The sequence below is a fragment of the Micromonospora sp. NPDC002296 genome (genome assembly GCF_040296145.1).
Lineage (GTDB): Bacteria > Actinomycetota > Actinomycetes > Mycobacteriales > Micromonosporaceae > Micromonospora.
The window spans coordinates 52508-67318 of record NZ_JBEOWQ010000008.1 but is presented as its reverse complement, the minus strand read 5'-3'; the positions used below and the strand labels follow the sequence as shown (position 1 = coordinate 67318).

The window sequence follows — 14811 nt, the reverse complement described above, 5'->3', positions numbered from 1 at the left end:
ACCGGACGTTACGCCACGACGCGAGCGCCGGCAGCGCATGCGGAAACGCCGCCGCGGAGCGTGGGCTCCGCGACGGCGTTCCGGTTTTCGTCAGATCAGTGGGTACGCGCCGGCGGCCGTCCGCCGAACCCGCGCCGGTCGTCGCGCGGCCGGTCGTCCCGTCCGCGTCCCTCGGGCCGGAAACCGCCCCGCCGGTCGCCGGTGCGCGGGTCCCCGCCGGACTCGCCCCGCTCCGGGAAGCGGCGCTCGCCGCCGAAGCCCTCACCGGCCGGGCGGTCGGCGAACCGCCGCTCGCCCCGGTCGTCGAACCGGCGCTCGCCCGTGGGGCGGTCGCCGGTGGGGCGGTCCCCGAACCTACGCTCGCCCGTGGGCCGGTCGCCGTAGCTACGCTCGCCGGTGGGCCGGTCGCCGTAGCGGCGCTCGCCCGTGGGGCGGTCGCCGAACCTACGCTCGCCGGTGGGGCGGTCCCCGTAGCTACGGTCCCCCGTGGGGCGGTCGCCGTAGCGGCGCTCCCCGGTGGGGCGGTCGCCGTAGCGGCGCTCGCCCCGGTCCTCGAACCGGCGCGGTCCGGACGGTCGGTCGCCGTTCCGGCGGGTCGCCGACGGCTCGGCGCGCACCGGCACGCCGCTGGGCTCGCGGGCACCGGTCAGCTCGGCCAGGACCGGGTCGCCGGCCCGGACCCGGCTTTCCGTCGGCTCGACCCCGGCCTTCTCCAGCATCGCCAGGGTGGTCCGGCGCTGCTTCGGCAGCACCAGGGTGGCCACCGCGCCGGACTCGCCGGCCCGGGCGGTGCGCCCCGCGCGGTGCAGGTAGTCCTTCGGGTCCTTCGGTGGGTCCACGTGCAGCACCAGGGACACCCCGTCGACGTGGATGCCCCGGGCCGCCACGTCGGTGGCGACCAGCACGTCCATCCGACCCTCGCGGAACTCGGCGAGGGTGCGGGTCCGCATGCTCTGGGTCTTTCCGCCGTGCAGCCCGCCGGCCCGCACGCCGACGGCGGCGAACTGCTCGACCAGCCGGTCCACGCCGAGCTGGGTCCGGGCGAAGAGCATGGTCCGGCCGGACCGGGCGGCGATCGAGGCCGTCACGGCGAACTTCTCGTGCGGCGGGATCAGCAGCAGGTGGTGGTCCATGGTGGACACCGCAGCGGTGGCCGGGGCGGTCGAGTGGGTGACTGGGTCGGTCATGAACCGCCTGACCAGCGAGTCGACGTCACCGTCCAGGGTGGCTGAGAAGAGCAGCCGCTGGGCGTTGGCAGGAGTCTTCGCCAGCAACTCGGTGACCTCGGGCAGGAAGCCCATGTCGGCCATCTGGTCGGCCTCGTCGAGCACGGTCACCTCGACGTCGTCGAGCTGGCAGACGCCCCGGTTGATCAGGTCGCCCAGCCGTCCGGGGGTGGCCACCACGATCTCCACCCCGCGGCGGAGCGCGTCGATCTGCCGGTCGTACGGCACGCCGCCGACAGCGGTCTTGAGGAAGATCCCGACCGCCTTGCCGAGCGGCACGAGCGCGTCGTTGACCTGCATGGCCAGCTCCCGGGTGGGGACCAGCACCAGGGCCCGCGGGCGCAGCGGGCGGGCCCGGTTGCGCTCGGCGAGCCGGGCGATCAGCGGCAGGCCGAAGGCGAGGGTCTTGCCGGAACCGGTCTGGCCCCGACCGAGGACGTCCCGGCCGGCGAGCGCGTCGGGAACGGTGGCCCGCTGGATCGGGAACGGCGTGGTGATGCCCTGCCGGTCGAGCGCCCGGACCAGCGACTGGGGCAGCCCGAGGGCGGCGAAGTCGACCTTGGGCTGCGGCGTGGCGTCGACCTCGGTCGCGGCGGCGTCAGGGTCGGCGGCGGCCGGGGTGGGCTCTTCGGGGGCGGTGGTGACGGCGGCGTCACCGGTGCCGGCCGGACGGGTCTGTCCGGCCGAGGCGTCGAAGACGGACGGAAACGTGCTGGGGTCAGCAAAGGTGGTCAAGAAATACCTTTCGAGCGGGGCGCATCTTCGCGATGGCCTGCCGCAGCTGTACGCCGCCGAATCGCCCGCAAGATCGCCCATGGGCGCGTCTCGTGCGCGCCAAGGTCAGTGATCGACACAAGTGTACGGCGAGCCGGCAAACCCGCCACCGCGCCGCGAGGGGTAGTGGTCGGGCTCACCATCGCCCGCGGCGTCACTTGTTGAGCAAACCCCCCACCAGCCCGTCCATGGCGTCGCCGGCCACCAGGACGACCAACACGCCGATCGCGACGAGCAGGCCGAGCGACACCGCCAGTACGGCCACGACCTTGGTGGTGCTCGACCGGGGCGTCGGGGCGTCCGTCCAGCCCTGGGCGAGGATGTGCCCGGTCAGGGAGCCCGAGTTGTCCAGCGCGGCCCCCGTCGGCAGCGAGATCGTGGCGAACCCCGGCCCCTCGGTGCCGTACGCGGTGCTGGCCAGGTCGGCGGTTCCCGGCTCCGGCAGGCCGGGTGGCCCGGCGGGGACCCTGCCGCCCGGCACCCCGGTCGTCGGCGTCGCCGGCCAGGCGGTGGTCGCGGCGGCGCCGTACAGGCCGGGGGTCGGTCGGCCGGCGGTGGGAGCGGGCCCGCCGGAGACCGGCTGGCCCGGCGTCGACGACCCCGGCGTGCCCGGACGGCCTGCGGGGCCGCCGAGGTGGGCGGCCGGCTCGGACGGCGGCCAGGCCGGCAGCGCGGGAGCCGGGACCAACGGGGGCGGTGCGGAGGCCGGCGGTGCGGAGGCCGGCGGCGCGGAGGATGGTCGGCTCGCCGGTGGCGGCCCACCCGCGCTCGGGCCCGGGGTGCCCACCGTCGGCGCAGGCCAGTCCGCGCCGGCGTCCGGAGACGGCGGTGCGGAGGCCGGCCGGCCGGGGAGGAACTGCACAGCCGACGCCGACGACGACGCGGTCAGCGGCGGCGGCGGGAACGGCGGTGCCGGCACCGGGCCGGGGGGCGGTGGCGGCGGCACCGGCGGCCCGGGTACGGGTGGGATCGGGCCAGGCCCGGGTACGGGTGGGATCGGGCCAGGGCCCGGCGGCGTCGGCTCGGGAACCGGGGGATTCGGCGACGGCGGGGTAGGGCCGGGGACCGGCGTCGGCGGGACCGGCGTCGGCGGGACCGGCGTCGGCACGGGCACCGGGGCGGGCTCCGGCTTCGGGGCGGGCTCCGGCTTCGGGACGGGCGGCGCCGGTGGCTCGGCCGGCTCCGGTGGACGCGCCGGCTCGGGAGGCTCGGGACTCACCGGGGTCGACCGGTACACCTTGGCGCTGCCTTGCGTCGTCCCACCGGAGCCCCGGGAAGAACCGGCGTTCATCGCGGCCCCGGCCACCTCGCGCGTGGAGATCCGGTTCAGGCCGGGCACCGAGGCGCTGGCCCGGGCGGTCGCGGGCGGGGCGTCGCCGCTGCGCTGGGCCGGAACGACGGGGGCTGGCCGGGCGGTCGCCGGGCCGGCCGTAGCGGCGTCGGAGGCGTCACCGTGGCCCACTGCGAGGCTGCCGGCCGGGGCTGCCGGGACCCCGTCGGCGGGGATGCCGCCATCCGTCGCCGGCACGGGGGCGGCGCCGGACGACGACGTGCCCGTGCGGTAGGTGGTCCCGCCGGCCGATGCGGCGGCCGGCAGCGTGACCCCCTGCGGCGGGGCGGCGGCGGTGGCGACGCTCACCCGGGCCCGCGCGGCCCCGGCCGGCACGGCCGCCCGCCCGGTCGGCCCGAACGGGTCGCGGGGGCGGCCAGGTGTCGCCTCCGGGTCGTCACCCGATGTCGTAGGGGCCCGGGCGTCCTCCGTGCCGGCCGCGCGGTCGGCGGGGCCGGGCGTGGATCCGGGGTCGACCGTCTCCGCCGGAACCTCTTGCTCGCCCATGGTCGTCCTCCGTGCCCGCGCTCGCCCCCGCACCCGTGGCGCCGGGCCGGCAGTGTATGGGTGTCACGGTGCCACATTCCCGCCCGGCCGCACAGCCGGAGTGGACGGTTGGCCTCAGCCGGTCTCGGTCGTCGACGCCTTCGGTGAGGCGCTGTCGCTCGGCGCCAGGCTGCTGGACTGGGTGGTCGGCACCGGCGGCGGGGTGTCCGACGGGCTGGGCGACGGCGACGGCGAGTGCGACGGGCTCGGCGACGAGCTGGACGGCGGCGCGGACGGGGTCGTCGGCCTGGGCGTCGTCGGCTTGGGCGTCGGGGACTTCGTCGGCTTGGGGGGAAGCGTGGGCTTCGGCGTGGTCGGCGGCTTCGTGGGCTTCGGAGTGGTGGGCTTCGGAGTGGGGGGCGGGGGCGCGGGCGGGCCGGGCACCGCACCGACCACCCGGGTCGCGGCGTAGAGCCGGGACCAACCGACTGTGGAGATCTTCACCGTCTGGCCGGTGGTCGGGGCCTGGACCATCTTGCCGCCGCCGATGTACATCCCGACGTGGTGGATCGTCGTCCAGCTGCTGCCGGATGCGAAGAAGAGCAGGTCACCGGGGAGCAGGGCGCCCTGGCTCACCGCCCGGCCCCGGGTCGCGTAGTACTGGTCGCGGGAGACCCGGGGGAGCTGGCGGTAGCCCGCCGACCGGTAGGCGGCCCACATCAGGCCGGAGCAGTCGAAGGCGTCCGGGCCCTCCTCGGACCAGACGTACGGGTCGCCGAGCTGAGCCAGGGCGTAGCGCACCGCGGCCAGCGCGACCGGGCTGGCGGTGAGGCCGTTGGTGCTCTGCCCCTGGACGTAGGACGCGCCGAGCCGCTGCTCGGCCGCCTCCTGCTGACGCTCCAGCTCGATGAGCTGCGCGGCGTTGTCCTTGCGCAGCTTGAGCAGATTCGCCTCCTGCTCGCGGAACGACTTCTCCACGGCGGCGTACTGCTCCCGGACGGTGCGCACCCGGGTGTCGGCGGCCATCCACGCCTGGTAGGCGAGCTGTTCGGCGGCGCGGGCCCGGGCCAGCTCGCCGGCGGCGGCGGTGGTGGCGCCGTCGGCCTGCTCGCCCCGGGTGATCTGCGTGAGCATGTTGAGGCCGTGCAGGTCTCGGGCGAACTCGCCGGGCGGCAACGCGGCTGCGGCCTTGAACGCGCCTGCGGCGGCAGTGTCGGCGCCGTCCTGGGCCTTGGTCAGGCCGTCGCGGGCCGTCTTGAGGCCCTGGTCGGCGGTCGCGAGCTGGGCCTCGGCATCGGTGCGGGTCTGGCGCAGCCCGAGCAGTTGGTCGCCGAGGAGTCCCACCTGCGCCTCGGCGGCGGCGATCACGGCGGCGAGCGGACCGTTGCCGAGGGGCGCCAACGGCGTGGCGGGGCTGCCGGGGCCGTTCACGCCGGGCAGCTGGAACCCGACGGCGGCGACCGGGCGGGACCCGGTGTCGGGGACGGCGTTGGGCAGCGGCGGCTCGGCGTACGCGGGGGTGGCGAGCACGGCCGTGACGACCGTGCTGAGCAGGGCGGACCAGAGCATCGGTCGAAGCACCGGAGAGAACAGCGGGGGCCTCCGTCGTTGCCGTCGTCGGCTCTGCTGGCTCTGCACCATTCCGCTCCCCGTCCGGCGTGCTGGGACCGCGCGTGGTCGGCGCGGCGGCGGTGGCGCGCCCTGGCTGTGGCGCGTCCCACCCTGTCTTACCGCACCGGAGCAAGGATGTCGATGCGGTGACGGGTAACGACCGGCTGTGAGTTCGGTGAACTACGTCGCTGTGCCCGACCGGGCAGACATCCGGTCGGGGAACCGACGTAGGCTCGACCGGACCGCAGGTGGAAGGGACGTGGCTTTCGATGGACGCCGGACTCAAGCGTGAGCTCGAAGCGAAGGTGTACGCGGGGGAGCGGCTGACCCGCGAGGACGGGATCGCCCTCTACGACAGCGACGACCTGACCTGGCTGGGCCGGTTGGCCCACCACCGGCGCACCGAGCTGAACGGCGACCGGGTGATGTTCAACGTCAACCGGCACCTGAACCTCACCAACGTCTGCTCGGCGTCGTGCGCGTACTGCTCCTTCCAGCGCAAGCCCGGCGAGAAGGACGCGTACACGATGCGCATCGACGAGGCGGTCCGCAAGGCCAAGGAGATGGAGGACGAGCAGCTCACCGAGCTGCACATCGTCAACGGCCTGCACCCGACGCTGCCCTGGCGCTACTACCCGAAGGTGCTGCGCGAGCTGAAGGCGGCGCTGCCGAACGTCAAGCTCAAGTGCTTCACCGCGACCGAGGTGCAGTGGTTCGAGAAGATCAGCGGCCTGCCCGCCGACGAGATCCTCGACGAGCTGATGGATGCCGGCCTGGAGTCGCTGACCGGCGGTGGCGCGGAGATCTTCGACTGGGAGGTCCGCCAGCACATCGTCGACCACGCCTGCCACTGGGAGGACTGGTCGCGGATCCACGCGCTGGCCCACTCGAAGGGTATGAAGACCCCGGCGACGATGCTCTACGGCCACATCGAGGAGCCCCGGCACCGGGTCGACCACGTGCTGCGGCTGCGCGAGCTTCAGGACGAGACCGGCGGCTTCGCGGTCTTCATCCCGCTGCGCTACCAGCACGACTTCGTGGACTCGGCGGACGGCAAGGTGCGCAACCGGATCCAGGCCCGCACCACGATGGCCTCGCCGGCCGAGTCGCTCAAGACCTTCGCGGTCTCCCGGCTGCTGTTCGACAACATCCCGCACGTGAAGAACTTCTGGGTGATGCACGGCCTCTCGGTCGCCCAGCTCTCGCTGAACTTCGGCGTTGACGACCTGGACGGCTCGGTCGTGGAATACAAGATCACCCACGACGCCGACTCGTACGGCACCCCGAACACGATGCACCGGGACGACCTGCTGCACCTGATCTGGGACGCCGGCTTCCGTCCGGTCGAGCGCAACACCCGCTACGAGGTCGTCCGCGAGTACGACGCCGCCCCGTCGCTGGCCGAGCGCCGGTCCGAGCCGCAGCAGGTCTGGGCCTGACCGGCCCGTACCCTCGGATGCCATGAGCGAGTCGAGTCAGCCGGACCAGGGCGGGTTCCCCCGGCGCGATGCCCAGGGGCGCGTCGTCGCGCTCGGCGACCTGCTCGGGGTGAGCCTCGCCGGCATGGTGATCGGCCTGCTCGCCCTGCTGCTGCTCGACTGGGGCTTTGCCACGGTCGGCGCGGGCGACTTCGGCCGGGCCAACGGCTGGCTGGCGATCATCCTGCCCGCCTGGCTGTACTGGGAGGACTTCCGGGCCTGGGAGTTCGGCGCTGCCCGGGTGGTGGCCGCGCTGGCGGCGGCCGCGCTCGCCGTGGTCGGCGGCCTGCTGGTGGCCGGCCTGACCGACGGGCTGCCGCCCCTGGTGTCCGGCGGGCTCGCGGCCACCGCGTTCACCGTGGTGTACGCGGTGGTGTGGTTTCCTGGCGTCCACTGGCTGGCCCGGCGGACGGGCTGAACAACCCTCCCGCCCGGGCGAGCCGGCGGCTGAACCCTCCCGCCGGCGAGCCGGCGGAGAACGGAGTGCGAACGTGAGCGCGGCGGTCAAGTACACGCTGGGCCGGATCGGGCTGTTCGTGGTGGTCTTCGTGGCGCTCTGGCCGGTCGGGATGAACATCTTCCTGCAGCTGATGCTGGCGCTGGCGTTCTCCGCCACGCTCTCGTTCTTCCTGCTCAAGGGCTGGCGGGACGAGATGGCCGGGGAGATGGCGGAGGCCGCCGAGCGGCGTCGGGCCGAGAAGGAGCGGCTGCGCTCCGCGCTGGCCGGCGACGACCAGCCCGCCGAGGGCGGCCCCGGCGACCAGCGCCCCTGAGCGCGAGCCGGGCCTGAGCGCGAGCCGGGCCTGAGCGCGAGCCGGGCCTGAGCGCGAGCCGGGCCCGGCTCGTCCCTGGGGACGAGCCGGGCCCGGTGCCGTTCTCCTACCAGTTGGTCGAGCCCCGGACCACCGGCCAGGGCCGGTTCGCCGGCTTGACCAGGTACGCGATGCCGCCGGATCCGCTGGCCACCGTGCCGTTGGCCCGGTAGCGCTTGGTGCGCTGCCAGATCTGCTCGAACTGCTCCCGCTTGTACACGTTGCGCACCTCCGCGTTCGTCGACGACGCCGGGTCGTTGACGATCACGTCGCCGTCGGCGGTGAAGCCGACGACCACGAAGAGGTGGCCGGCGGTGCCGTAGTTCGACCCGTCCAGCTCGGTGTCGAGGAAGGACTGCGAGGTGATCACCGGGATGCCGGCCTTGATGAACCGCTCCACCTCGTCGAGGGAGTGCAGCCGGGTCACCCGGGCGTCGATGCCGGAGAAGCTACCCGCGTACGCGGTGTTGAACGGCCAGTTGCCCGAGCCCTCGTACTCGTAGTCCCAGGTCATCCGGGCTGCGTGGGCCACCTGCGGGTCCGTGTAGCCGGGGGTGATCCAGGACAGGTCCTGCGCCGACGGCAGCTTGCCGTAGTACTCCAGCACCATCGTGGTGGACGTCGGGCTGCACCAGACCTGGCCGCCGCCGCCCCACTCGGGGTAGTTGCCCCGGTGGATCATCTGGGAGCGGGCCGGGACGGCCAGCTCGGTGCCCCAGGCGATCCCGCCCCGGCTCGGGGTGACGGTGAACCGGTCCGGGACGTTGGAGCTCATCGCGCCGAGCATCCGGACCTGGGGCGACGCCTTCAGGCCGGGCTTGCGGTAGAGGCCGACCCGCAGCTGGTACGACCGAAGCAGGACCCCGGCCTCGGCGTCGTCGATCGAGAACGTGTCGGTCCACACGCTCGACCACGGGTCGCCCTGACCGTCCAGGGTGGCCCGCTTGATGTCCTGGTCGCCGGAGGCCCAGCGGCTCATGACGTACCACGGGGTCTGGTCACCGGTGTTGTAGGTGCCCTGGAGTTCGACCTGGATCCAGGTGCCCGCCGGGGTCTCGGCGTTCCACGAGGCGACCAGCTCGGTGGCGTCGAAGCCGACCTTGGTGCGCGGCGAGGTCCAGGTGGCGTACTCCCAGGTGGCGGTGGTGCCGCTGTGCTCGTCGGCGAACTCGGTGGTGCCGGCGGGCCGGTCGATGGTGATCCCGGTGCGGTGACCGGGGACGGCCCGGGTGCCCCGGTGGTCGCCGGAGCGCCAGTCGGGGTAGCGGGACCACTCCTGGAAAGTGATCTCCTCGTCGTGCTCGACGGTGGGGGGACGGGCGCTGGCGGGGGCGGGAACGGCCGCGCCGCCGAGGGCGAGCGCGGCGACGCCGGCAAGGGCGACCGCGCGCAGGGCTCTGCTGACCATGGGATCTCCGCGAAGTGAGGCGGGTCGGGGGGCATGCTTGCCGGTCACTATCCCGCTTGGAGGGAAGTTTCGCCAGATGCTGAAGGATGGAAAACCGTTGCCGATGTGAGGATCAGGTCGGGATGGGGAAAGAAGCGAAACATATTGATATGACCATGTGACGGGTGGTGAAGTGTGCGACACAGAACGGGATCTCCCCGTGCCCTGAGGAGGTTGTCCATGGGCTTCCGTACCCCCGCCCGCCTGCGTCGCGCGCTGGTGCTCGCCACCGCCGCCGGCCTGGCCCTCACCGTCGCCACCGGCCCCGTCTCCGCGCGACCGGCCCCGGAGAGCACCGCCGAGCCGGCCGCCGCCGAGTACCGGGTGCTCGGCCCGCGCACCCTGGCCGACCGCAACGCGGTGGCCCGCACCGGTGCCGCCATCGACTCCAGCGAGCACGGCGTCCTGCACGTCTCGGCCACCACGGACGAGGCGGCGGCGATCCGGCGGCTCGGCTTCCGGCTCGAGAAGGAGGTGGTCCCGGCCGCCCCCGCAGGGGAGATCGGCACCCTGGGCTTCCCGTCCGCCGACTCGAACTACCATGATTACGCCGAGCTGACCGCCGCGGTCAACAAGGTGGTCGCCGACCACCCGACCATCGCGCGCAAGACCAGCATCGGCCAGTCGCACGAGGGCCGGGACCTGATGGCGGTGAAGATCTCCGACAACGTCGCCACCGACGAGGCCGAGCCGGAGATCCTGTTCAACTCCCAGCAGCACGCCCGCGAGCACCTGACCGTCGAGATGGCGATCTACCTGCTCAACCTGTTCACCGACAGCTACGGCACCGACTCCCGGGTCACCAACATCGTCAACTCCCGGGAGATCTGGATCGTCCCCACCGTCAACCCCGACGGCAGCGAGTACGACATCGCCACCGGGTCGTACCGGTCCTGGCGCAAGAACCGGCAGCCGAACAGCGGCTCGACGGCGGTCGGCACCGACCTGAACCGGAACTGGGGCTACAAGTGGGGCTGCTGCGGCGGCTCGTCCGGCTCCGCGTCGTCGTTGACCTACCGCGGCCCGTCGGCCTTCTCCGCCCCGGAGACGCGGGCGCTGCGCGACTTCGTCAACAGCCGGGTCGTCGGCGGAGTGCAGCAGATCAAGGCCAACATCGACTGGCACACGTACTCGCAGCTCGTGCTCTGGCCGTTCGGCTACACCACGGCGAACACCACCACCGGGATGACCGCCGACCAGTACAACACCTTCGCCACCCTCGGCCAGCAGATGGCGGCCACCAACGGGTACACCCCGGAGCAGTCGAGCGACCTCTACATCACCGACGGCGACAGCCTCGACTGGATGTGGGCGACGCACGGTATCTGGGCGTACACCTTCGAGATGTACCCCGGCTCGTCCGGCATCGGCGGCGGCTTCTACCCGCCCGACGAGGTCATCCCCGCCCAGACCGCGCGGAACAAGGAGGCGGTGCTGCTGCTCTCCGAGTACGCCGACTGCCCGTACCGGGTGATCAACAAGCAGGCGCAGTACTGCGCCTGACCGTCCTGCGGGGTGGGGTCCGTTCCGGGCCCCGCCCCGTGACGGGGTGTGTGCGCAGAGAGATGACCCCTTGCTCGGCCAGGGTGCGCCCCGAGCGTGCGCTACCGTGGCACCGACCATTCCGCAGCGAAACCGGTGTGAACCCGGCGCTGTCCCGCAACTGTGATGCCCCACCCGTGGCGTCCCGCCCCTTCCGGGGCGGGCGTGGGTCCGGCCACGACGGCCGGCTCCTTCCCGGCGTCGGCCGGTCGGCCGGCGCTGCCGTGTGTGGCGAGCCAGGTCGCCTGCGGCGCGGTCGCGATACGCGCCTTCGAGGAAGGGCGCCTCGCGGACGGGCATCCGCACCACGGCTCCTGTCGGCGAAGCACCACGCTCCTCGACCGACAGGAGGACCTGTGTTCCGACGTACCCCACGGCTCTTCGCCGCGACCCTCGCGGTGGCCGCGCTCGCGCTCGGCGCCTGCGCCGAGAAGAGCTCCGACGACACCCCCGCCGCGGGCGGCAGCCCGGCGACCGCCGCGTTCCCCGCCACCGTCGGCAAGCTGACGCTGGAGAAGCGTCCGGAGAAGATCGTCTCGCTCTCGCCGACCTCGACCGAGATGCTCTTCGCCGTCGGCGCCGGCGGGCAGGTCACCGCCGTCGACGACCAGTCGAACCACCCGCCGGAGGCGCCGAAGAGCGACCTGTCCAGCTTCCAGCCGAACGCCGAGGCGATCGCCGGCAAGGCCCCCGACCTGGTGGTGCTCTCCGACAACATGAACAAGATCGTCGAGCAGCTCACCACGCTGAAGATCCCGGTGCTGCTCACCCCGGCGGCCGTCACGCTGGAGGACACCTACCGGCAGCTCACCGACCTCGGCACGCTCACCGGCCATCCCACCGAGGCGGCCGACGTGGTCCGGCGGATGAAGGACGACATCGCCAAGCTGACCAAGGACCTGCCGCAGCGGTCGACGAAGCTGACCTACTACCACGAGCTGGGCCCGGAGCTGTACAGCGCGACCAGCAAGACCTTCATCGGCTCGATCTACGCCCTCGCCGGCCTGGAGAACATCGCCGACCCGTCGGACGCCGACGGCCGCAACGGCGGCTACCCGCAGCTCTCCCAGGAGGTCATCGTCAAGGCGAACCCCGACTTCGTCTTCCTGGCCGACACCAAGTGCTGCAAGCAGAGCCCCGAGACGGTCAAGGCGCGCAGCGGCTGGGCCGGCGTCACCGCGGTCAAGAACAACCAGGTCGTCGCGCTCGACGACGACGTCGCCTCGCGCTGGGGCCCGCGGGTCGTCGACCTGCTCCGCTCCGTCGTCGACGCCGTGGCCAAGGTGCCGGCGTGACCCTGGGCAACGGGCGTTGACCGCGCCCACCGCCGTGCGGAAGGCACCGACCCCCACCCCCGTGAGCCGGCCGGCCGGGCTGCGGCCCGGCTGGCTGGCCGCGGGGGTGGTGGCCGTGCTGGTCGCGCTCGTCGCCGGGGTTTCCCTCGGCCCGGTCAGCCTGCCCCCCGGCAGCGTCGCCGCCGAGCTGCTCAACCTGCTGCCCGGGGTGCGCCTGGACAGCGGCCTGACCGAGCGCGAGATCGCCATCGTCACCGAGCTGCGGCTGCCCCGGGTGGTGCTCGGGCTGCTGGTCGGCGGTCTGCTCGCCCTGGCCGGCGGCTGCTACCAGGGTGTCTTCCGCAACCCGCTGGCCGACCCGTACCTGCTCGGGGTGGCGGCCGGGGCCGGGCTCGCGGTCACCGCCGTGATCGCCCTCGGCGCCGGGGCGGGCGGCGCGCTGACCGGGCTGCCGGTCACCATCCCGCTGGCCGCGTTCGTCGGCTCGCTCGGCGCGGTCGCCATGACCTACCTGCTCGGGGCGGCCGGCGGGCGGGGACGCTCGACGGCGACGCTGATCCTGGCCGGGGTGGCCGTGTCCGCGTTCCTCTCCGCCGGGCAGACGTACCTGCTCCAGCGCAACTCCGACACCATCCAGCAGGTCTACTCGTGGCTGCTCGGCCGGCTCGCCACCGCCGGCTGGCACGACGTCCGGCTGGTTCTGCCGTACTTCCTGCTCACCACGGTCGTGGTGCTGCTGCACCGCCGCGAGCTGGACGTGCTGTCCGTCGGCGACGACGAGGCCAGGGGCCTCGGCCTGCACCCGCAGCGCTCCCGGTACCTGCTGATCGCCGCCGCCTCGCTCGGCACCGCCGCCGCGGTCTCCGCGTCCGGGCTGATCGGCTTCGTCGGGATCATCGTCCCGCACACCGTGCGCCTGCTCGCCGGGTCCAGCTACCGGGTCGTCCTGCCGCTGTCCCTGCTCTTCGGCGGGGCGTTCCTGGCGCTGACCGACGTGGTCGCCCGGACCGCCGCCGCCCCCGCCGAGATCCCGATCGGCGTGGTCACCGCGCTGCTCGGCGGCCCGTTCTTCGTGCTGGTCCTGCGCACCGCCCGCCGGGTGCTCACGTGAGCGCCTCCGCCCCGCCCGGCGCACCCGCCGTCGAGGTGCGGGACCTGCACGTCACCCTGGACGGCACACCGGTCCTGCGGGGCGTCGACCTGCGCGTCGAGCCGGGCGGGTGGGTCACCGTCATCGGCCCGAACGGCGCCGGCAAGTCGACCCTGCTGCGCGCCGTCGGCGGCCTGCTGCCCGCGCCGGGGGCCATCTCCCTGTTCGGTACGCCGAGCGAGGCGCTGCGCCGCCGCGACCGCGCCCGGGTGGTGGCCACCGTCGCCCAGTCCCCGGTGGTCCCGGCCGGCATGTCGGTCTTCGACTACGTGCTGCTCGGCCGGACCCCGTACATCCCGTCGCTGGGCCGGGAGTCCGCCGCCGACCTGGCCGCTGTGCGGGACGTGCTGGACCGCCTCGACCTGGACGGCTTCGACCGCCGTGAGCTGGCCACCCTCTCCGGGGGCGAGCGGCAGCGGGTCTTCCTGGCCCGGGCGCTCGCCCAGGGGGCCACCCTGCTGCTGCTCGACGAGCCGACGAGCGCCCTGGACATCGGCCACCAGCAGGAGGTGCTGGAGCTGATCGACCAGCTCCGCCGCGAGCACGGCCTCACCGTCCTCGCCACCATGCACGACCTCTCCCTGGCCGGCGAGTACGCCGACCGGATGGTCCTGCTGGCCGCCGGTCGGGTCGCCGCGGCCGGGCCGCCCCGTGACGTGCTCACCGAAGACCTCCTGGCGACCCACTACCGGGCCTCCGTCCGCGTCCTCCCCGGGGAGCACGGCCCCCTGGTGGTCCCCGTCCGCCCCCGCTGACGCGGGGTTCCTGTCGGGCGTTCCCCGCCGGCCGGGCCCCGCGTTGCCGGGCTCAGTCGGCGAGGGCGATGACGGAGAAGAGGGCGCCCTGCGGGTCGCGGAGGGCGGCGAGCCGACCCTGGGGGATGTCGCGGGGCGGGACCAGGATCGTGCCGCCCAGCTCGGCGGCCCGGGCGGCGGTGGCGTCGGCGTCCGCCACGGCGAAGTAGACGGTCCAGTACGCCGGCAGGTCGGCCGGAAAGCCGTCGCCCAACGGCGGGATCATCCCGGCCACGATCCGCCCGCCGAGCCGCCACCCGGTGTACGTGACGGGTTCCGTCGGCTGCTCCTCCGGATGCCAGCCGAAGACCAGCTCGTAGAAGACCTTCGCGCCCTCCGGGTCCGGGGTGACCAGCTCGTTCCAGCTCATCGCCCCCGGGACGTTGAACAGCTCCGCCCCTGGGTGAGCCATCGGCTGCCAGACGCTGAACACCGCGCCGGCCGGGTCGGCGAAGACTGCCATCCGGCCCTGGTCGAACACGTCGAACGGGGTGACCAGCACCTGCCCCCCGGCCGCCTCCACCCGGGTGGTGACCAGGTCCGCGTCGTCGGTGGCCACGTACGTCGACCAGATCGGCACCTGGTCCGGGGTGGCCGGTGGCCCGGCGCCCGCCACCGACCGGCCGTCGGAGAGGAAGGTGGTGTAGCCGGCCGCCTCCGGCTGCGGGGCGATCCGGCCGGTCCAGCCGAACAGCTCCGGGTAGAAGCGCCGCGCGCCCGCCAGGTCCGGGGTGGCCAGGTCGGCCCAGCACGGCGTGCCCGGCGGGACGGTGCTCACGCTGACCCCTCTCGCAGGAGGCGGCCCCGGCGGCACGCCCTGCCCGCATCCTGGCACCGCAGCCGGGCCGGGTGGGCGGAATTGGGAC

General features: G+C 73.9%; 11 protein-coding genes and 1 pseudogene. 7 read left to right on the top strand and 5 right to left on the bottom strand.

Going from position 1 to position 14811, the window contains the following annotated elements; genetic code table 11:
• Positions 1 to 95: 95 nt before the first annotated feature.
• The 3 genes from ABT023_RS09390 to ABT023_RS09380 all read right to left on the bottom strand — a co-directional run bounded on the left by ABT023_RS09390 (position 96) and on the right by ABT023_RS09380 (position 5457).
• Positions 96 to 1961 (bottom strand): DEAD/DEAH box helicase, encoded by a 1866-nt coding sequence (locus ABT023_RS09390; RefSeq protein ID WP_350883453.1) that lies wholly within the window; start codon positions 1959 to 1961, stop codon positions 96 to 98.
• 193 nt (positions 1962 to 2154) lie between these two features.
• A complete protein-coding gene (locus tag ABT023_RS09385; RefSeq protein WP_350883451.1) occupies positions 2155 to 2688 on the bottom strand; it encodes a hypothetical protein in 534 nt (177 codons plus the stop codon).
• A gap of 1263 nt (positions 2689 to 3951) precedes the next feature.
• Complete coding sequence (locus ABT023_RS09380) at positions 3952 to 5457, bottom strand: C40 family peptidase (protein WP_350883449.1); 1506 nt, start codon at positions 5455 to 5457, stop codon at positions 3952 to 3954.
• 239 nt (positions 5458 to 5696) lie between these two features.
• Here ABT023_RS09380 and mqnE point away from each other — a divergent pair, with 239 nt between their 5' ends.
• From mqnE to ABT023_RS09365, 3 genes are all read left to right on the top strand, one after another.
• Entirely contained in the window at positions 5697 to 6866 is a 1170-nt protein-coding gene (gene mqnE / locus ABT023_RS09375) for an aminofutalosine synthase MqnE (RefSeq protein WP_350883447.1), read from the top strand.
• Between the two features lie 22 nt (positions 6867 to 6888).
• Positions 6889 to 7323, top strand: a complete 435-nt coding sequence (locus ABT023_RS09370) for a hypothetical protein (RefSeq protein ID WP_350883445.1) — start codon at positions 6889 to 6891, stop codon at positions 7321 to 7323.
• 73 nt (positions 7324 to 7396) lie between these two features.
• Entirely contained in the window at positions 7397 to 7678 is a 282-nt protein-coding gene (locus tag ABT023_RS09365; protein WP_350883443.1) for a DUF4229 domain-containing protein, read from the top strand.
• A 106-nt stretch (positions 7679 to 7784) separates the two neighbouring features.
• On the opposite strand, the gene ABT023_RS09360 is transcribed toward ABT023_RS09365, so the two are convergent.
• On the bottom strand, positions 7785 to 9125 hold the full coding sequence (locus ABT023_RS09360) for a C39 family peptidase (RefSeq protein ID WP_350883441.1): 1341 nt from the start codon (positions 9123 to 9125) through the stop codon (positions 7785 to 7787).
• 219 nt (positions 9126 to 9344) lie between these two features.
• On the opposite strand from ABT023_RS09360, the pseudogene ABT023_RS09355 reads away from it, so the two are divergent.
• The 4 genes and pseudogenes from ABT023_RS09355 to ABT023_RS09340 all read left to right on the top strand — a co-directional run.
• Positions 9345 to 10661, top strand: a pseudogene (locus ABT023_RS09355) (M14 family metallopeptidase); the annotation flags it as partial.
• A gap of 401 nt (positions 10662 to 11062) precedes the next feature.
• Positions 11063 to 12001 (top strand): ABC transporter substrate-binding protein, encoded by a 939-nt coding sequence (locus tag ABT023_RS09350; RefSeq protein ID WP_350883439.1) that lies wholly within the window; start codon positions 11063 to 11065, stop codon positions 11999 to 12001.
• Between the two features lie 34 nt (positions 12002 to 12035).
• The gene (locus tag ABT023_RS09345; protein WP_350883674.1) at positions 12036 to 13112 is read left to right on the top strand and encodes a FecCD family ABC transporter permease; all 1077 of its coding nucleotides are present in this window, start codon (positions 12036 to 12038) and stop codon (positions 13110 to 13112) included.
• Positions 13109 to 13906 (top strand): ABC transporter ATP-binding protein, encoded by a 798-nt coding sequence (locus ABT023_RS09340; protein ID WP_350883437.1) that lies wholly within the window; start codon positions 13109 to 13111, stop codon positions 13904 to 13906. Before ABT023_RS09345 ends, ABT023_RS09340 begins: the two co-directional genes overlap by 4 nt.
• A gap of 52 nt (positions 13907 to 13958) precedes the next feature.
• Here ABT023_RS09340 and ABT023_RS09335 read toward each other — a convergent pair whose 3' ends face one another.
• On the bottom strand, positions 13959 to 14723 hold the full coding sequence (locus tag ABT023_RS09335) for a VOC family protein (protein ID WP_350883435.1): 765 nt from the start codon (positions 14721 to 14723) through the stop codon (positions 13959 to 13961).
• Positions 14724 to 14811 lie beyond the last annotated feature (88 nt).